A 17,685-nucleotide genomic window follows, 5' to 3' on the forward strand; every position below is an offset into this window, starting at 1 on the left:
TCCGGCTGCAACTGCCGAAGCAGCGCGCCCAGGGTGGCACTCATGATTCCGGCACCGATGAGGACCACATCGGTCTTTTCAGTCATGGCAGCGTTCGGCACGGGTAGATCGACTTCCTTGTCACTTCTGCGCCGGTCCGTCCCGAAGGTGGACCAGGCTGGGCACGGGCGCTATGCGATTGTTGGCGGACAAGAGGTTACCCGCCGTTCACCTATGCCCAATTGTGCACCTCACAAGCGCGTGGACCCGCAGCGAACCCGGTGAATGTGACATAGATTCCTTCCGGTTCAGCACTTCGCCCCGCCGCATCCGTCGCCTAGATTGGTTCAGGTGACCCCTGAGAGCGGATCGAGCGTGGCCGATATCACCGAGCGGACTCGATGGCAGGACGACGTCCTGGGCGCGGGCTACCAGCAGCGCGTTCTGGCGATCGGCCCCGACCCGGACGGCGAGGGCGACGTCGTTGCGACGTTGGTGCGGCACCTGCCTGAGGACGAGTCCGCGAGCCCGGCCGCCGAGACGGCCGTGCTCTACGTACACGGGTTCACCGACTATTTCTTCCAGCGGCACATAGCCGAGCACTTCGCCGCCCGCGGCAGCCGCTTCTACGCGTTGGACCTGCGCAAATGCGGCCGGTCCCTGCGCCCCGGGCAGACCCCGCACTACGTGACCGATCTCGCGTTCTACGACGAGGAGCTCAACCGGGCGCTACGGGTGATCCGGCACGAGACCGGCCTGCCGGTCCAGGTGGTCGCCCACTCCACGGGCGGACTGGTGGTCTCGCTGTGGCTGGACCGCCTCCAGCGCGACACCGGCACGGTGGCCGCGGGCATCACCGGACTGGTGCTCAACAGCCCGTGGTTCGACCTGCAAGGCCCCGCCTACTACCGCAGCATCGGCACCCCGCTGATCAACGCCCTGGGCCGGTTCCGCTCGATGGTCGCGCTGCCCGGTTCGGGGATCAGCACCTACGGCGACAGCTTGCACACCTCGGCCTCCGGCGAATGGGACTACGACCTGGACTGGAAGCCGCTGGCCGGGTTCCCGGTGCGCTTCGGCTGGCTGCGCGCGATCCGCAACGGCCACGCCCGCCTGCACCGGGGGCTCGACGTGGGCGTGCCCTCGCTGATCCTGCGCTCGCGGCTGACCCACTTCGGGCGCGAGTACGGGCCGCGCGCCGACGTCGCCGACGTGGTGCTGGACGTGCGCCAGATCCAGCGCTGGGCGGGCTGCCTGGGCGACCGCACCAACGTCGTCCCGATCGACGGCGCGCGGCACGACGTGTTCCTGTCCTCGGCCGAACCGCGCGCCCGCGCCTTCACCGAACTCGACAACTGGCTGGACTGGCTGGCGGAATACCGCCGGGCCGAGTCACCAGAGGCTGGTGCGTAGCACGATCTCGGTGGCGAGTTCGTGGTCGGCCTCGGTGGCCACGTTGTCGACGTCGACGTCCACGACCCGGAACTCGCCGTAGACGAATCGGCCCGACCCTTCGGCGACCGCGCGCGGCAGGTGCTTGGTGGCCAGCACGGTGACCGGAAGTTCCATCGGCCTGCACGCGGCGTCGGCGACCACGCCGTCCGCGCCCGGGGCGGCCGGATGACCGCGATCGGCCACGATCAGGCTGATGAAACGGCCGAACGAACCCGAGCAGAACCGCCAGGCCAGGTCCGCGCCCGTGCCGCGCGCCGCCACGTTGACGTAGGGCGCGCCGAGTTGGTCGAGCAGCGCGGGCACCGTCTCGGCGTCGAGTCCCTCGACGGACTCGACAGCCAGGGTGCGCAGATCCGAGTTGTGCAGTCGGGCGCACACCTGGTCGTAGACGTCGGCCGGGTCGCCCGCGTCGGGTAGCAGCAGCACACTGTGCCGGGTTTCCGGGCCGTCGACCCGCACCGTCCAGGTCCGGTCGCCGACCGTGATCCGCCGAGAATCCATGCCGGAGAACGTACACCGCCGCACCGGGATCCGGTCGGAGTCTGTGGTCGGATCCTCGACGGCGGCCGGTCGTGGCGACCGTCACCGGGTGGCGGCGCTCACCCGGTGACGGGGCTCGTCCCGGGGACGGTCGGCAGCAGTCGCGCGCCGATCACCGGCAGGTCCGCGGGCGCGCCCGTCTCGATCAACCGCCGCACCCGCGTCATGTCCACGTGTTCGGCGACCAGATCGGCGAGCAGATCGAGTTGGGCGGCGCGGACCTCGGCCACCGACACGTTTGGGGCGACCCGGAATCCGGACCGCCCCGCCCGCCGCGCGACCTCGCCCAGCCACTCCCGGCGGAACGCGTCGGACTCGAGCAGGCCGTGCAGGTGGGTGCCCCAGATCGCGCCCCGCACGCTGCCCTCGGGTGCGCCCAGCACCTCCAGCCACGCCGGATCGCCGGTGCGGGCGACCCGTCCGTGATGGATCTCATAACCCGAGATCGGGATCGCGCCGCCGCGGCCGTCCACCCGTCGCAACACCTTGTCCGGTTCGAAGGCGATCTCGAGATCGAGCAGGCCGAGTCCGTCGACCACGCCCGCCCCGGACTCGACGTCGTCGCGGATGCGCGCGCCGAGCATCTGGTAGCCGCCGCAGACGCCGAGGACGGGTCGGCCCGCCGCCGCCCGCTCGCGCAACGCGTCCCCGATCCCGGTGCGGCGCACCCATTCCAGATCCGACACGGTGGCCTTGCTGCCCGGCAGCACCACCAGGTCGGCCTCCGCCAACCGGGACGCCTCGCTGACCCAGCGCACCGCGACACCCGGCTCACAGGCCAGCGCCTCGACGTCGGTGGAGTTGGACACGCGCGGCAGGCGGATCGCGGCCACCGTCAGCCATTCGTCGCCGACCGGCGCGGCGGGCCTGCCCACGGCGGCGTCGCCGACCGTGCCCAGCGAATCCTCCGCGTCGATCCACAGATCCTCGGCGAACGGGATCACGCCGAGGGTGGGGCGGCCGGTCAGTTCGGTCAGCGTGTCCAGGCCCGGCCGCAGCAGGTCGACGTCGCCGCGGAACTTGTTCACCACGAAACCGGCGATCAGCCGTTGATCCGCCGGGTCGAGGACGGCGACGGTGCCGAACAGGTGCGCCAGCACCCCGCCGCGGTCGATGTCGCCGACCACCAGGACCGGCAACTCCGCCTCCCGGGCCAGTCCCATGTTCGCCAGATCGGTGGCGCGCAGGTTGATCTCGGCGGGCGACCCCGCGCCTTCGCAGATCACCACGTCGAATTCGGCCCGCAGCGCGGCGAGTTCGGCGGCCACCAGCGCGCGCAGTTCCCGACGGCGCCGGAAGTAGTCGCGCGCGCCGACCGTGCCGACGGCCTTGCCGCTGACCACCAACTGCGAGCGGCGGTCACTGCCCGGTTTGAGCAGGACCGGGTTGAACCGGACGCTGGGCTCGAGTCCGCATGCCGCCGCCTGCAACGCCTGGGCGCGGCCGATCTCCCCGCCGTCGAGGGTGACCACGGAGTTGTTGGACATGTTCTGCGCCTTGAACGGCGCGACCTCGACCCCCTGCCGGGCCAGCAACCGACACAGGCCGGCGACCAACACGCTCTTGCCCGCGTCGGAGGTGGTGCCCGCGACGAGCAGCGCGCCCCTCACCGCGACGTCACGGCAGCGCCGGACCTCACGGCAGCGTCAGGATCTCGGCGCCGGCGTCGGTGACCACGAGGGTGTGCTCGAACTGGGCGGTCCACTTGCGGTCCTTGGTGACCACGGTCCAGCCGTCGTCCCAGATCTCGTAGTCGATCCCGCCGAGGTTGATCATCGGCTCGATGGTGAAGGTCATACCGGGTTCGATGACCGAATCCACCGCGGGCTGGTCGTAGTGCAGGATGACCAGACCGCTGTGGAAGGTGGGACCGACGCCGTGTCCGGTGAAATCGCGGACCACGCCGTAGCCGAACCGGTTGGCATAGGACTCGATGACCCGTCCGATGACGTTGAGCGCGCGGCCCGGGCGCACCGCCTTGATGGCGCGCAGCGTGGCCTCCTCGGTGCGTTCGACCAGCAACCGCACCTCCTCGTCGACCTCGCCCGCCAGGTAGGTCTTGTTGGTGTCGCCGTGCACGCCGTCGATGTAGGCGGTGACGTCGATGTTGACGATGTCACCGTCCTCGATCACCGTCGAATCCGGAATGCCGTGGCAGATCACCTCGTTCAGCGAGGTGCAGCAGGATTTCGGGAAGCCCTTGTAGCCCAGCGTGGACGGGTACGCGCCGTGGTCGCACATGTACTCGTGGGCGATGCGGTCGAGTTCGTCGGTGGTGACACCCGGCGCGACGGCCTTGCCCGCCTCCTCGAGCGCCCGCGCCGCGATCCGCCCGGCGACCCGCATCTTCTCGATCGTCTCCGCCGTCTGCACCCAGGGCTCGCGCCCTTCGTTCACGGTCTTCTTCCACGCGTACTCGGGGCGCTCGATCGCGCGCGGCACCTCGCGGGTGGGCGAGAGCGTGCCGGGTACGAGCGGTTTGCGGGTCCGAACAGACATGTACCAACAATATCCGCACCGACCGTCCACCACCCGGGGGTCCCGCTCGGAGCCGGCTGGAATAGTGGCGGGGCGGGGGCGGTTCGAGTGAGTGGTTGACACAGAAACTACTGAGAGGACCCCGGCCGTGGAACTGGGACTCACCACCTTCGCCGAGCTCTACCCCACCGACGGACGTCCCGCGCCGACGGCGGCCCAACGGCTGCGCCAGGTCGTGGACGAGGCCGTCGCCACCGAAGCCGCCGGGCTCGACGTCTACGGCGTCGGGGAGCACCACCGCGCGGATTTCGCGGCCTCCGCGCCCGCCGTGGTGCTCGCCGCCATCGCCGCCCGCACCGAACGCATCCGATTGACCAGCGCCGTCACCGTGCTCAGCTCCGACGACCCGGTCCGCGTCTACCAGGACTTCGCCACCCTCGACGGGTTGTCCCAGGGCCGCGCCGAACTCATGGCGGGCCGCGGCTCGTTCACCGAGTCGTTCCCGCTGTTCGGCCTCGACCTCGCCGACTACGACGAGTTGTTCGAGGAGAAACTGGCCCTGCTGCTGAAACTGCGCGAGGAGCGGCCCGTCACCTGGAACGGCCGGTTCCGCGCACCGTTGACCGACACCGTCGTCTACCCCCGCACTGACGACCGACCGCTGCCGGTCTGGATCGCCGTCGGCGGCAGCCCCGAATCCGTCGTCCGCGCCGGACTTCTCGGCCTCCCCCTGGCGATCGCCATCATCGGCGGCGAACCCGCCCGTTTCGCCCCGCTGGTCGAGCTCTACCACCGCGCACTCGCCGAAGGCGGGCACGAACGGCAACCGGTCGCGGTGCACGCCCACGGCTACCTCGCCGACACCGAGGACGCCGCGATCAGCGAATTCTGGGAGCCCTACACCCGGGCGATGAACGTCATCGGACGCGAACGCGGCTGGGGCCGGATGAGCCGCGCCCAGTTCGACGCCATGCGCGGACCACAGGGTTCGCTGTTCCTCGGCACCCCGGAGGTCGTCGCGGACAAGATCGCCACCGTCCGCGACACCCTCGGCCTGGACCGGTTCATGCTGCACACCAGCGTCGGCACCCTGCCGCCGGAGAAGGTGCACCACGCCATCGAACTGCTCGGGGACAAGGTCGCCCCGCAACTGCGCTGAACGGACCCGGGGTGCCGAATTCCGCTAGCGGCGTATCGTGGGTGGAGTCCTTCGAGCGCGTGCACAGGCTCCCGGGATCGAACGAGACCGTTATTGCGCGGCGCGACAGCACGGTCGGGCGATCTCGCCGACGAGAGGATCGACCGTGCCGGATCTGACTTTCGACAGCGCGGACCTCGCCGCCACCGAGGATTTCCTCAACAGCGCCTATACCAAGATGAGCATCGGCAACGACAGCCCGACCGGTGTGCGCACACGCATCCGCCGCGATCTGCTCGGGCCGGTCAGCCTGGATCGGCTCGACCTGGGTTTCGACATGGCCTACGACGCCGATCCCCTGGGCAAGGTCTGCCTGGTCACCGTGCACACCGGCACGATCGAGGAGAACTACCGCGACACCGGCCCCGATCAGTTCCGTCCGGGCGAGACCGGTCTGCTCACCCCGCCCGACCTGCCGTATTCGGGCGTGGTCCGCTCCTCGCGCTACGACATCACCATGTTCGATCCGAGCCTGCTCGACCGCGTCACCACCGCCGCGGGGGAACCGCCGGTCCGGCTGATCGGACATCGGCCGGTCGACGCGGCCTCCGGACGACACCTGGGTTCGGTGATCGCCCACCTCCAGCAGGTGGCCGCCGACACCGACCTGGTCGACCACCCACTGCTGGCCGCCACCAGTGCCGACTACCTGGCCGCGACCGTCCTGGCCACCATGCCGACCAGCGCGCGGACCGACCCCGACCCGGTCGACCGGCACGACGCCCACCCCGACACCGTGCGCCGCGCGATCGTCTACCTCGAATCCCACCTGCACGAGCCGATCACCGTCGCCGATATCGCGGCCGCGGCCTTCGTCACCCCCCGCGCGCTGCAACTGGCCTTCCGCCGACACCTGGACACCACCCCGTTGCAGCACCTGGCGCACCTGCGATTGACCTGCGCGCACGACGATCTGCGCGCCGCGACCCCCGGCGACGGACAGACCGTCACCACGATCGCCTACCGCTGGGGTTTCACCAATCCGAGCCGTTTCGCCAAGTCCTACCGGCGGAACTACGGCCGCTCCCCGTCCGAAACCCTGCACTCCTGAGCCGGAGCGCGCGTCAACTCCCGGGTGGCCCGGCCTCGTGCCCGGCCCGGCCCTTCGTCCTGCGCCGCTCCTTCAACTCCGCCTCGAAGACATGGCGGACCCCGCCCGCCAACTCCTCGCGCGCCGCACGCTCGGCGGCACGGAAACTCGACCAGTACCCGTCGTCGAACTCCTCCACCATCTGGAAACTCCACCGCCCCTCGATCAGGTTGAGTCCGATCAATTCCTCCCGTATCCGGCTCGCCCACCCGTCGTGCCCGGCCTCGTCGAACAGGTCGGCGGCCTCGGACAGCATCAGATCCGCCCCGCCGATCAGTTGATGCAACGAGTACAGGTGGCCGCGGGCGCGCTCGACCGCCTCCAACGCCTCGGACAACTTGCCCAGCGCCTCGACCGTCGCGTCGGAGACGCCCGGCGGCCGGACCCCTTCCGACGACTTCGCGGTGGGCCATTCGCCGTCGACCATCTCACTCCTCCACCTCGCCATGGTTATCGCGCGGCTACCCGAGGGCGCGCCGGGCAAACCGGCACGTCACCGGGTCAGGCGGGCCTCGAAGGCGATGCGGTCGCCGCGGTAGAGCGAGCGGACCCGTTCGATGGGCTGTCCGTGCTGGTCGAGGCTGCGGCGGTGCAGCAGCAGCAGGGGCAGGGCCGTGGTGCATTCGAGCAGGGCGGCTTCGCGGGGGGAGGCCAGGACGGTCTCGATGCGTTCGGTGGCGCTCGCGTAGGTCACGCCGCGCGCGCGGACGGCGGCGTAGAGGGAGGTGGTCGGGTCGTAGGTCTCGCGCAGGTCGGCGAAACGGTCGCGGGGCAGGAAGGTGCTCTCCAGGCCGATGCGCTCGCCGTCGGCGAGCAGGACGCGCTCGAGGTGCATGACAGGGGTGTCGGGGTGCAGGTCGAGGTCGCGGGCGGTGTCGGCGTCGGCGGGGACGTCGTCCCAGCGGATCAGCAGGCGGCCCGGGACGCGGCCGTAGCTCAGCGCGCCCTCGGTGTAGGAGCGCAGCGACAGCGGTTGCACCATTTTCGGCCGCGACACCACCGTGCCGCGGCCTTGGCGGCGAATCCTGCCTTCCACCAACAGGTCACGCAGCGCTTGGCGCACGGTCTCGCGGGCGACCTCGAAGCGGACGGCCAGATCCCGTTCCGAGGGGACCGGGTCGCCTTCTTCGAGTTCGGCGATGATGCGTTCGAGTTCGGTGCGCACCACGTAGGACTTGGGCATGCGGCCCGCCCCGGGCGAAATCCCCGCCACCCCTGTCACATCCATGCGGACAGCTTACCCCAAATGGTCTATACCAATTGTTAACCCAACGTTCGCACATGAAACACCCATCGGTCTAGACCATTTGCCACCATGGGCGCATGCGATTGGTCATCATCGGCGGCGGCATTCTCGGCACCGCCCACGCGCTCGCGGCCCTCACCCGCGGACACGAGGTCGTCCACCTGGAACGCGAACCCGAGGCGCGCGGGGCGACCGTCCGCAACTTCGGCCTGGTCTGGGTCTCGGGACGCACCGACGCCGAACTCGCGCTGACCCTGCGCTCGCGGGAACTGTGGGAGGAGATCGGCGGCCGGATCCCCACCGTCGGCTTCCGTGCCTGCGGGTCGATCACCCTGGTCCGCACCGCCGCCGAACTGGCCGTCGCCGAGGCCGCCGCGGCCGGCGACACCGCCGCCGAACGCGGTTTCGAGGTGCTCGACCCCGACCGGGTGCGCGCGATCAATCCCGCGCTGCGCGGCGACTTCCTGGCCGGCCTGCACTGCGCGACCGACGCGGCCGTGGAATCCCGGCAGGCGCTGCCCGCGCTGCGCGCCCACCTGACGGCCACCGACCGCTACACCTTCCACGCGGGCACGGAGGCGCGCTCGGTGGCGGACACCGGGTCCGGCGCGACGGTCACCGACGACCGGGGCCGCGTCTTCGAAGCGGATCTGGTCCTGCACTGCCCCGGCGCCGCGCACGGCGGACTCACCCGCGAACTCGCGGCCGAGTTGCCGGTGCGCCGGGTGCGCTTGCAGATGATGCAGACCGCCCCGCTGGGCGAACCGCTGACCACCGCGATCGCCGACGGCGACAGCTTCCGCTACTACCCCGGTTTCGCAGGCCCCGCGGTGAACGAACTGGCGGCCGAACAATCCCAGGCCGCGGTCGCCGCCGAACACCATATGCAACTGCTGTGCGTGCAGCGGGTGCACGGCGGACTGACCATCGGCGACACCCACGAATACACCGAGCCGTTCCCCTTCGACGTGGACGAGGCCCCCTATGACCACCTCACCGAGGTGACCGAGACACTGCTCGGCCGCCGCCTGCCGAAGGTGGTGCGGCGCTGGGCCGGCGTCTACAGCCAGAGCGTCGACCCCGGCGCGCTGGTCACCCGCGTGCGCGCCGACGAGCACGTCTGGGTCGTCACCGGCCCGGGCGGGCGCGGCATGACCCTGGGCCCCGCGCTCGGCGAACAAACCGCGACCCTGCTGAATCTCTGAGGAGTGACGTTGTCCGACAAGAACATCCAACTCGCCGTCCTGGACATGGCGGGCACCACCGTCGCCGACGGCGGCCTGGTCCTGCGCGCGTTCGAGGTCGCGGCCACCGCGGGCGGCATCGACCCCGACGGGCCGCGACGCGAACAGGCCATCCGCTACGTGATCGACACCATGGGCCAGTCCAAGATCGAGGTCTTCCGCGCCCTCACCGGTGACGAGGAGCGCGCCCGCACCGCCAACGCCGCCTTCGAGCGCGCCTACGACGATCTCGTCGACGAGGTCGACATCGCGCCGGTTCCCGGTGCGGCCGAAGCGATCACCGCGCTGCGCGAGGCCGGCGTCAAGGTCGCGCTGACCACCGGGTTCAGCCGCGGCACCCAGGACAAACTGCTGAACGCGCTGGGCTGGCGCGACCTCGCCGACCTGACCGTGGCGCCCGCCGAAGCGGGACGCGGCCGCCCCTTCCCCGATCTGGTGCTCGCCGCGGTGCTGCGGTTGCGCGCCGACGCCGTCGACCGGGTCGCCGTCCTCGGCGACACCACCAGCGACATCGCCACCGGTCTCGCCGCGGGCGCGCGGATCGTCGCGGGCACGCTCACCGGCGCGCACGACGAACAGCGCCTGCGCGCGGCGGGCGCCACCCACATCGTCGCCTCGGTCACGGACTTCCCCGCGATCGTCCTGGCCTGATCCCCGAATCTCCCCCCAGCGAAAGTTGCTCCACCGTGCGCCCTTCCACCACGCGCCTGTCCCGCCTGCTCGGGGCCACGATCATGGTCTACCCGGCCTCGTGGCGCACCCTGCCGGTGACGATCTTCGCCCAGACCGACCGCGGGGAGATCTTCGACGCCGCCGCGGGGACGACCCTGCTGGTGCTGGTGACCCTGGTGTCGCTGGTGCTGCTCGGCCGTCTGCGCGGGCGCGCGGCGCTGCGCTGATCTGCGCTCGCGCCACGGATTCCGCGCACTCGTTAGGATCGGTGCGGTGTCCTTGCTCCCCCTGATCTTCACCGCGGGCTGGGCCAGCGGGATCAACGCCTACGCTGTGGTGTTGCTGTTCGGGCTGGCCGGAGTGACCGGTCTGTCCGACGAGGTCCCCGCCGGCCTGCAACGCACCGATGTGCTGATCGCGGCGGCCGTGCTGTTCCTCCTCGAGGCGGTCGCCGACAAGATCCCCTACCTCGACACCTTCTGGGATTCGTTCCACACGGTCGTTCGGCCCGCCTCGGGCGCGGTGGTGGCGGCCCTGATCGCCGGTTCCGACGGGTCGCTGCCGGAACTGGCGGCCGCGGCGGTCGGCGGCACGGCGGCCCTGCTGAGCCACCTGGTCAAGGCCGGATTGCGGATGGCGATCAACACCTCGCCCGAACCCGCCAGCAATATCGTCGCCAGCACCGCCGAGGACGTGACCGCCGCGGGCGTCCTCACCCTGGCGATCTTCCACCCCGTCCCGGCCGCGATCATCGCCTGCGTCCTGCTGGCCGCGGGCCTGCTGCTGGTCTGGTTGCTGGCCGGCCGAATTCGCCGCTTCCGCCGACGCCGCCGCGAACGCCGCGAGCGACGCGAACAACGCCGCGCCGCCGCCGTCTGAGCCGAAATCCACTTGCGGCCCGCGCGGCCGCGCGACGACCATCGGATGATGGACATCGCCCGACCGCGAACCCTGGCCGACGGCCTCGTGCCGCCGCAGCGATTCGACATCGACGAATTCGTTCTGCGCCGTTGGCGAATCGGCGACGCCCAGGCCCAGGTGCGGGCCCTGGCGGAGTCCTTCGAGCACCTGCACGCTTGGCTGCCGTGGGCGACTACACCCGCAACGCTCGAGGTCCAACGCGCGTTGCTGGCGGAATGGTCGACGGGATGGCCGCACAACGGCGAGGACTTCCTCTACGGGCTCTTCGACGCGACCGACGCCGTTCTCGGCGGCATGGGCCTGCACGAGCGCGGGAGCACCGGCACCGTGGAGATCGGCTACTGGGGGCATGTCGCGCACGGCGGACGCGGGGTGATCACGCGTGCGGTTGTCGCCCTGACCGACAGCGCGCTGGCACTGCCCGGTGTCGATCGGGTGCGGATCCGCTGCGATGTGGCCAATCTGCGCAGCGCGGCGGTGGCTCGACGGGCGGGGTACCGCCTGGACCACGTCGAGGCCGCCGAACCGGCAACTCCCGCCCAGAGCGGGCAGATGATGATCTGGGTGCGCGACCGGGTCTGAGAAACCTCGCGCGCGGACTCCTTGCGGGCGTGCCGCGCCAGTCGACCACGCGGCACGCCGGGCGAGGCGCGCCGTTGCGCCCGCCGTCCCACTGCGCCCGGCTGCACCATTCGGGGGCGGACCCACTGGTCGAATGGATCACGCCCGTGACCTGACCATCGCGAAGCGGTCACCGTCGGGCGACGCCGAGGTGGCCGGATTCCGTGCCTGCTTCGAAGCCGGGAGTGTCTACTGACCGGGAAGTCGACGGCGGCCGCCGGCCACGTCGGTTACCAGATCAGTGTAACCGTCCACGAGTTCGGCCAGGTGATACCAGTGTTTATGGGTGTTGTCGCTGCGCGGCCCGTCGACGTCGATGGCCTGGTTGGCCTCGACCCAACTGCGGGCCATCCGGTCCACCACCGCGCCGAGGCTCTCGGTGTGCACCGTGGCGCCGAACCGATCCTGCGGAATCTCCTGCGCGATCCATTCGTTGATGTCGTCGACCAGCTCGCCGCGTCGACAATCTATTTCGGCGACCAGGAATTCGTCGCCGACCTTGTTGCGGCGGGCGTGCAGTTCCGCGAGTGCGTGCGCCGAGCGCAACAGTTCGCGGTCCTGGAAACGGCGGCCCTGGAATGCACACAGTATTTGCGGAGCGGTGGGCAGTACCCCCACGGTCGGCGCGCTCATCGAAGCACCCGGAATTCGGCCGACAACAATGCTCTATGTACCAACATGATTGGCTCTCGATTCGGTAATCCCGGTCATCGGATCGGTGGTTCACGACCAGGTTAGCTGGATCATGCGCGTACAGATGCAAGAACGCAAGATTGCGTCCTACCTGATGCGAGCATTGTGATCTTTCCGTGTTCCAACCCGACACTCCCGGATGTGCGCGACACGCGTAACGCGAGACGCGCTGTCCGGTACCACTTTTCGCCGGTTGAGCACGGCAAATGCTCTCCGAGCAGAGTACCGATCACGACGGCCGACGACCATTCGACGCACCCGCGTGCATCGAATCCGCCAGGGAAGTCCCCTCGACAAGTGCCCTGCGACTCTTGCGGTTTCCACGGCCATCCACTAGTGACCGACAGTCCTTTTCGTGGCCATTCCTGAAACAAACCAACCAGTTCTCTCAAATCTCCCCGTTGAGTGCGTATTTCGAGTCCGTGAAGCAAACGCCTGGCAATCTCATCGTTCGCGATCGAGGGCGGCGGCGAACCAAATCCCGTACCCGTCAGTCGGTTCGTAAAAGACCCCACGACAACACCTTTCACGGGCCCACGACTTGCCGATGGTCCGGTACGCCCGCTATTGTCCGAACCGTCCTGTTCGGACCCGCAACGCAGACCGGGGTCATTCACGTGAACGACACCGCTTCGGGGATGCCCTGAATTAGTGTCGTCATGCGTGAATGGTCACGGGAATGCGCATCGGTGCACATTCTTTTCGGGAAGCTTCGGGGGAGGCCGAATCGCGTCGGAAATTGTCGAATCGTCCGGATCGCCCGAGCGCGGAAACTCCCACGCACCACGCACAACGCGGTGACCGGAAGTCGCCGGCGGCACGACTCGGGCCGCAGCAGGCTCGTCGGCATGGAACTCCAGTTGCAGAACAAGATCGCGGTCGTCACGGGTGCGTCCAAGGGAATCGGCCTGGCCACCGCCCGAACCCTGCACCAAGAAGGCGCGCTGGTGGTGGCCGCGTCGAGACGACCGAGTCCCGAACTCGACGCACTCGCGGGCGACCGACTCCGCCACATTCCGGTGGACCTCAGCACCGCCGACGGTCCGGCGCGGGTGATACGCGCCGCCGAAAAGGAATTCGGCGGCCTGGACATTCTCGTCAACAACGCGGGCGGCCCGCCCGCGGGCGCGGTGCTCCCGCGTTTCTCCTTCACCGATCTCGACGACGCCGACTGGCACGCGATGCTCGAATTCAATCTCATGGCGACGGTGCGCGCCGTGCGGGCCGCGATTCCTCTGCTGCTCGCGCGCGGCGGCGGCGCGGTGGTCAACGTGTCCTCCACCCTCGCGCACCTGCCGTCCGGGATCAACGTCGACTACGGGGTGGCCAAGGCCGGGGTGCGGACGCTCACCAAGTCGTTGGCGGAGGAGTTCGGGCCGCGCGGAATTCGGGTGAACACCGTGTCGCCCGGCCCGGTGCGCACCCCGTGGTGGACCGAGGCGGGCGGCGCGGCCGACGTCATCGCGGCGGCCACCGGCAGCGACCGCGAGACGGTGCTCGACAAGGGCGCCGCCGAGATGATGCAGCTCACCACCGGACGCCTCATCGATCCCCAGGAGGTGGCCGACACCATCGTGCTGCTGTGCTCGCCGCGCTCGGGAAGCACCATCGGCGCGGACATCCTGGTCGACGCGGGCCAACGCAAGGCGGTCTGACAGACCTGGGGACCGGCGGCTGCGCCTGCCGGTCCCCGTCACGGTGGGGTGAGATTCGCCACCGGCACGATCCGATAACGCCGCGCCGATCGGGTACGCGGCAGGGGAGGCACGCCGAGCGGAAGGAGTTGCGCATGGTCCACACCGGCGTTCCCGCTCGCGCTGATCGCCGACCGATCTGCGCGGCCCTCGCGCCGCGCCGAACGCTCGAGGAGTCGGATCCCCTTGGAGGAATTCCTGCGGCCGCTGATCGTCTTCGCGGCCACGATCGCCGTCACCGTCACCGTCGGGTTGCTGTTCGACCGCGGCCTGCGTTACCTGTCCGATCACAGACCCGACACCCGACTGCCGAACCTGTTGCGGCGGGTGCAGTTACCGCTGCAACTGCTGCTCGGCTCACTGGCCCTGCACGCCACCTATCCGCTGGCCGATCTCGACCTGCCCCAGGACGACCTGATCCGCAACATCCTGGCCGCCGCCGCGACGATGACGGCGGCGTGGGCGGTCATCCGCGTGGCCGACGCCACCGCCGACAACACGCTGCGCTCCTACGCCGAACGCACCCGTGACATCACCAGGGTCCGTCAGTTGCGCACCCAGTTGGCGCTGGTGCGGCGGATCATCACCTCGATCTTGGTGGTGACCACCGCCGCCGTCGCGATCCTGCTGCTGTTCCCGAGCATGCGCGCGCTGGGCACCTCGATGCTCGCCTCGGCGGGCGTGATCGGCATCATCGCCGGTGTCGCCGCCCAGTCCACGTTGAGCAACCTCATCGCCGGATTGCAGATCGCCTTCGGCGATTCGGTCAAGATCGGCGACACCGTGGTGGTCGAGGGCGAATGGGGCACCGTGGAGGAGATCACGCTGGCGTTCCTCACCGTGCGCATCTGGGACGACCGCAGGCTGACCATGCCGGTCTCCTACTTCAACAGCAAGCCCTACGAGAACTGGTCGCGCGGTGGTCCCGAGATCACCGGCACCGTCTTCCTGCACCTGGACCACAGCACCCCGATCCCGCGACTGCGGGTGCACCTCTACGAATACCTGCGCAACCATCCCGACTGGGACGGACGCAACTGGAATCTGCTGGTCACCGACTCCACGCCCACCAATATCGTGGTGCGCGCGAGCATGTCGGCGGCGGACGCGGACGCGGTGTGGAATCTGCGCTGCGCGGTGCGCGAGGAACTGCTGTCGTGGCTGGGCCGCAACCACCCGCACGCGCTGCCGAAGATCCCGACCAGCATCACCGAATCGACCGGCGCACCCGCCGACCCGGTGACCTGAGCCGGCTCAGCGCGAGCCCGCTTCGGTGGCGTGGGTCGCCCCGATCCAGTGCAGCAGGCGGTGCACCGTCTCGTCCGCGAGGCGGTAGCGCACGACCCGACCGGATTTCGACGCGCTCACCCACCCCTGGTACCGGAGCAGGCGCAGCGCGTGCGAGGCCGCGGTCGCCGACATCCCCACCAGCGCGGCCAGATCGTTGACGCTCTGGTCGGGGGTGTGGTGCAGGCACACCAGCAGTCGCAACCGGTTGGGATCGGAGAGCAGGTCGAATCGGTGGGCCCAGTGCTCGATGCCGTCCACGTCCAGGCCCGGCACCGCGCGCGGACCGGAGGCGGGAGGGTTCGGGGGGCCTGCTGCCACGGTTCCACTCTGCCGTTCGCCGCGGGCCGGAGGCAAATCCCGGCATAGTTATCTGTGCACCTGTACAGATATGGAAGTAAAGTCTCGTCGGGTGAGCAGTTCCACCACCGCCATGCACATGAGCGACGGCATCGTCGACGCACCCACCTCCGCGATCTTCGCCGTGCTCGCCGTCGCCGGACTCGGCTACGCGGCCTGGCGGGCCCGCGCCGAACTCGACGAACGCGCCGCGCCGATGGCCGGTCTGGTCGCGGCCTTCCTCTTCGCCGCCCAGATGGTGAACTTCCCGATCCTGCCGGGGGTGAGCGGCCACCTGCTCGGCGGCGCGCTCGCCGCGATCCTGGTCGGCCCGTACGTCGGCGCGCTGTGCGTGGCGATCGTGCTGGTCGTGCAGGCGGTGCTGTTCGCCGACGGCGGTCTGACCGCGCTGGGCACGAATATCACCAACATGGCGCTGATCGGGGTCGCGGCGGGCTACCTGATCGCGCGCCCGCTGCTGCCGGTGCTGTCGCGGCGCGGCGGCCTCACCGCCGTCGCCTTCCTCGCCGCCTTGCTCGCGACCCTGTGCGCGGCACTGGGATTCGTCGCCGAATACGCGATCGGCGGCGCGGCGGGCTCGACCGTCGGCGCTGTCACCGGCTACATGCTCCTCACCCACGCCTTGATCGGCGTCGGCGAGGGCGTCATCACCGCGATCACCGTCACCGCGGTGGTCAACGCCCGGCCCGATCTGGTGTACCTGCTGCGCCACAGCGCGCCCGACGCACGCCCCAGCGCACGTTTCGCGGTGTCGCTCAACGGATTCCTGATCGGCTTCGCCGCCGTCGCGGTGGTGGTCGCGGGTCTGCTCTCCTACGCCGCCAGTGCGCAACCGGACGGTCTGGACGCCACCACCCGGCGCGGCTGCGACGTGCTCGAGGTCGACGGCGCGGAGGAATTGACCGGCGACTGCGTCGCCCGCAACGCCGAGGACCACGCGCTGGCCCACTGGCCGCTGGCCGACTACACCGTCGACGGCGACGACCGGTTGACCGGCGTGGCGGGCGTCCTCGGCGCGGCCGCCGCGTTCGCGGTGCTGTTCGTCCTGGTGCGCGTCATCCGGACCGGGCGACGCGCACCGGCCGAGAAACCCTAGATGTCGGTCCTCGGCAGTCGTCTGCATCTGCCCGGCGATTCCCCGGTGCACCGCGCACCCGCCGAGGTGAAGATCGTGTGCGCGGTCGCGGCGGTGTCCGCGGTGGTCGCGACGCCGCGCGAGATGTTCTGGCCCTACCTCGTTTTCGCGCTCGGGATCGTCGCGGTCTGGCGGACGGCCCGACTACCGCCGCGCTGGGTGGCCCCGCGCCTGCTCATCGAGGTCCCGTTCGTGGTGCTCGCGGTAGGACTGCCTTTTGCGGCCGGTGACCCGCGAGTCACGGTGGCCGGGCTGTCACTGTCCACCGCGGGGCTCTGGGCGGCCTGGGGCATCGTCGCGAAAGGCACGCTCGGCGTGGCGATCTCGGTGACCGTGGCCACCACCACCGGTGTCCGGGAACTGCCGGGGGCACTCAGCAGGCTGCGTCTGCCCGGCATGATCGTCGTGATCGTCGCGCTCATGCTGCGCTACGTCGACGTCATCGCCGACGAGGCGGCGCGGATGCGCCTGGCCCGCATCGCGCGCGGCGACGACCCCCGCACCCTGCGGCAGATCGGCGCGACCGCGCGCGGCCTCGGCAGCCTGTTCCTGCGCTCCTACGAACGCGGGGAACGGGTGCACCTGGCCATGGTCTCGCGCGGATTCACCGGCGTCGTACCGGCTTTCGGCGCCGACTCGGCCACGGCCCGCCAGTGGGCGCTTGGCTGCCTGCCGGCGTTGGCGGCGGTGTTCGTGTGCGCGGGCGCGTGGCTCACGCGGTGAACGGCCTGCCGGGTCAGCGGGTCGCGGCCTCCAGGTCCGCCCGTAGTCGCGCCAGCGTGCGGCGGATGTTGCCCTTCTGGAATTCGGCGAATCCGCGCTTGCCGGTGACGAGCCTGTCGAACACCGCCGCGACCGCGTCGGGCCAGGAACGGCGGTCGTCGATCCAGGTCTCGGTGACCCGGGTGCCGCCCTCGGCCGACTCGAAGCGGTACTCCCAGGACGCGACGGCCACCCGCAGCGACGGCTTGCGCACACCCCACCGGCGCACCTGGAAGGCGAATCGTTCGCCGGGGTCGGCGGCGGTCACCACGCACCAGGTGTGCCACCGCATCCCCGCCCGCACGTTGGA

The 17,685-nt window shown here is 70.1% G+C and carries 20 protein-coding genes and 2 pseudogenes; 13 read left to right on the forward strand and 9 right to left on the reverse strand.

The window, feature by feature from the left end; all coding sequences use genetic code 11:
* Window positions 1–86, reverse strand: an 86-nt coding sequence (locus ON30_RS39250) for a malate:quinone oxidoreductase (RefSeq protein ID WP_157183769.1), incomplete at its 3' end; no start/stop codon positions are given.
* A gap of 244 nt (window positions 87–330) precedes the next feature.
* Between ON30_RS39250 and ON30_RS18405 the strand changes: the two genes are divergently transcribed.
* The gene (locus ON30_RS18405; protein WP_083911494.1) at window positions 331–1,392 is read left to right on the forward strand and encodes an alpha/beta hydrolase; all 1,062 of its coding nucleotides are present in this window, start codon (window positions 331–333) and stop codon (window positions 1,390–1,392) included.
* Here the strand turns inward: ON30_RS18405 and ON30_RS18410 are convergent.
* From ON30_RS18410 to map, 3 genes are all read right to left on the reverse strand, one after another.
* Entirely contained in the window at window positions 1,372–1,935 is a 564-nt protein-coding gene (locus ON30_RS18410) for a hypothetical protein (protein WP_040708714.1), read from the reverse strand. The two genes, ON30_RS18405 and ON30_RS18410, sit on opposite strands and share 21 nt — an antisense overlap.
* Before the next feature lie 98 nt (window positions 1,936–2,033).
* Window positions 2,034–3,584, reverse strand: a complete 1,551-nt coding sequence (locus ON30_RS18415; protein WP_040708715.1) for a cobyric acid synthase — start codon at window positions 3,582–3,584, stop codon at window positions 2,034–2,036.
* 25 nt (window positions 3,585–3,609) lie between these two features.
* Complete coding sequence (gene map / locus ON30_RS18420) at window positions 3,610–4,473, reverse strand: type I methionyl aminopeptidase (protein WP_040708716.1); 864 nt, start codon at window positions 4,471–4,473, stop codon at window positions 3,610–3,612.
* A 127-nt stretch (window positions 4,474–4,600) separates the two neighbouring features.
* Between map and ON30_RS18425 the strand changes: the two genes are divergently transcribed.
* Both ON30_RS18425 and ON30_RS18430 read left to right on the forward strand, forming a co-directional pair.
* The gene (locus ON30_RS18425) at window positions 4,601–5,611 is read left to right on the forward strand and encodes an LLM class flavin-dependent oxidoreductase (RefSeq protein WP_040708717.1); all 1,011 of its coding nucleotides are present in this window, start codon (window positions 4,601–4,603) and stop codon (window positions 5,609–5,611) included.
* A 145-nt stretch (window positions 5,612–5,756) separates the two neighbouring features.
* Window positions 5,757–6,701 (forward strand): helix-turn-helix transcriptional regulator, encoded by a 945-nt coding sequence (locus ON30_RS18430; protein ID WP_040708718.1) that lies wholly within the window; start codon window positions 5,757–5,759, stop codon window positions 6,699–6,701.
* A gap of 13 nt (window positions 6,702–6,714) precedes the next feature.
* Here the strand turns inward: ON30_RS18430 and ON30_RS18435 are convergent, their stop codons facing one another.
* Together ON30_RS18435 and ON30_RS18440 are read right to left on the reverse strand one after the other, a co-directional pair.
* Window positions 6,715–7,167, reverse strand: a complete 453-nt coding sequence (locus ON30_RS18435) for a hypothetical protein (RefSeq protein WP_040708719.1) — start codon at window positions 7,165–7,167, stop codon at window positions 6,715–6,717.
* Window positions 7,168–7,233: 66 nt separating this feature from the next.
* A complete protein-coding gene (locus ON30_RS18440; RefSeq protein ID WP_051029507.1) occupies window positions 7,234–7,968 on the reverse strand; it encodes a GntR family transcriptional regulator in 735 nt (244 codons plus the stop codon).
* Between the two features lie 95 nt (window positions 7,969–8,063).
* Between ON30_RS18440 and ON30_RS18445 the strand changes: the two genes are divergently transcribed.
* The 5 genes and pseudogenes from ON30_RS18445 to ON30_RS18465 all read left to right on the forward strand — a co-directional run bounded on the left by ON30_RS18445 (window position 8,064) and on the right by ON30_RS18465 (window position 11,405).
* Window positions 8,064–9,191: a TIGR03364 family FAD-dependent oxidoreductase gene (locus tag ON30_RS18445; RefSeq protein WP_040708721.1), complete on the forward strand. Its 1,128-nt coding sequence runs from the start codon at window positions 8,064–8,066 to the stop codon at window positions 9,189–9,191.
* A gap of 9 nt (window positions 9,192–9,200) precedes the next feature.
* Window positions 9,201–9,881, forward strand: coding sequence for a phosphonatase-like hydrolase (locus tag ON30_RS18450; protein ID WP_040708730.1), 681 nt, complete (start codon window positions 9,201–9,203; stop codon window positions 9,879–9,881).
* Window positions 9,882–9,949: 68 nt separating this feature from the next.
* Window positions 9,950–10,129: pseudogene (locus tag ON30_RS18455) on the forward strand (ABC transporter permease); the annotation flags it as partial.
* A 46-nt stretch (window positions 10,130–10,175) separates the two neighbouring features.
* Window positions 10,176–10,781 carry a DUF4126 domain-containing protein gene (locus tag ON30_RS18460; RefSeq protein WP_040708723.1) on the forward strand — a complete coding sequence of 202 codons (606 nt, stop codon included), beginning with the start codon at window positions 10,176–10,178 and terminating at the stop codon, window positions 10,779–10,781.
* 48 nt (window positions 10,782–10,829) lie between these two features.
* Window positions 10,830–11,405 (forward strand): GNAT family N-acetyltransferase, encoded by a 576-nt coding sequence (locus tag ON30_RS18465; RefSeq protein ID WP_083911495.1) that lies wholly within the window; start codon window positions 10,830–10,832, stop codon window positions 11,403–11,405.
* A gap of 228 nt (window positions 11,406–11,633) precedes the next feature.
* On the opposite strand, the gene ON30_RS18470 is transcribed toward ON30_RS18465, so the two are convergent.
* Window positions 11,634–11,993 carry a DUF4254 domain-containing protein gene (locus tag ON30_RS18470; protein WP_040708732.1) on the reverse strand — a complete coding sequence of 120 codons (360 nt, stop codon included), beginning with the start codon at window positions 11,991–11,993 and terminating at the stop codon, window positions 11,634–11,636.
* 941 nt (window positions 11,994–12,934) lie between these two features.
* Between ON30_RS18470 and ON30_RS18475 the strand changes: the two genes are divergently transcribed.
* A complete protein-coding gene (locus ON30_RS18475) occupies window positions 12,935–13,792 on the forward strand; it encodes an SDR family NAD(P)-dependent oxidoreductase (RefSeq protein WP_245554109.1) in 858 nt (285 codons plus the stop codon).
* A gap of 225 nt (window positions 13,793–14,017) precedes the next feature.
* Window positions 14,018–15,079: a mechanosensitive ion channel family protein gene (locus tag ON30_RS18480; RefSeq protein ID WP_040708726.1), complete on the forward strand. Its 1,062-nt coding sequence runs from the start codon at window positions 14,018–14,020 to the stop codon at window positions 15,077–15,079.
* A 6-nt stretch (window positions 15,080–15,085) separates the two neighbouring features.
* Here ON30_RS18480 and ON30_RS18485 read toward each other — a convergent pair whose 3' ends face one another.
* Window positions 15,086–15,439: an ArsR/SmtB family transcription factor gene (locus tag ON30_RS18485; protein ID WP_083911497.1), complete on the reverse strand. Its 354-nt coding sequence runs from the start codon at window positions 15,437–15,439 to the stop codon at window positions 15,086–15,088.
* Between the two features lie 70 nt (window positions 15,440–15,509).
* On the opposite strand from ON30_RS18485, the pseudogene ON30_RS40660 reads away from it, so the two are divergent.
* From ON30_RS40660 to cbiQ, 3 genes and pseudogenes are all read left to right on the forward strand, one after another.
* A pseudogene (locus tag ON30_RS40660) lies at window positions 15,510–16,193 on the forward strand (energy-coupling factor ABC transporter permease); the annotation flags it as partial.
* A 33-nt stretch (window positions 16,194–16,226) separates the two neighbouring features.
* Window positions 16,227–16,574, forward strand: a complete 348-nt coding sequence (locus ON30_RS41150) for a PDGLE domain-containing protein (RefSeq protein WP_308417850.1) — start codon at window positions 16,227–16,229, stop codon at window positions 16,572–16,574.
* Window positions 16,575–17,336: a cobalt ECF transporter T component CbiQ gene (gene cbiQ, locus ON30_RS18495; RefSeq protein ID WP_040708728.1), complete on the forward strand. Its 762-nt coding sequence runs from the start codon at window positions 16,575–16,577 to the stop codon at window positions 17,334–17,336. It abuts the gene before it with no gap.
* Window positions 17,337–17,349: 13 nt separating this feature from the next.
* On the opposite strand, the gene ON30_RS18500 is transcribed toward cbiQ, so the two are convergent.
* The coding region (locus tag ON30_RS18500; RefSeq protein ID WP_040708735.1) for an SRPBCC family protein at window positions 17,350–17,685 on the reverse strand (336 nt) is incomplete at its 5' end.

This window comes from Nocardia takedensis NBRC 100417 (assembly GCF_000308695.1).
In the GTDB taxonomy this organism is placed as follows: Bacteria; Actinomycetota; Actinomycetes; order Mycobacteriales; family Mycobacteriaceae; genus Nocardia; species Nocardia takedensis.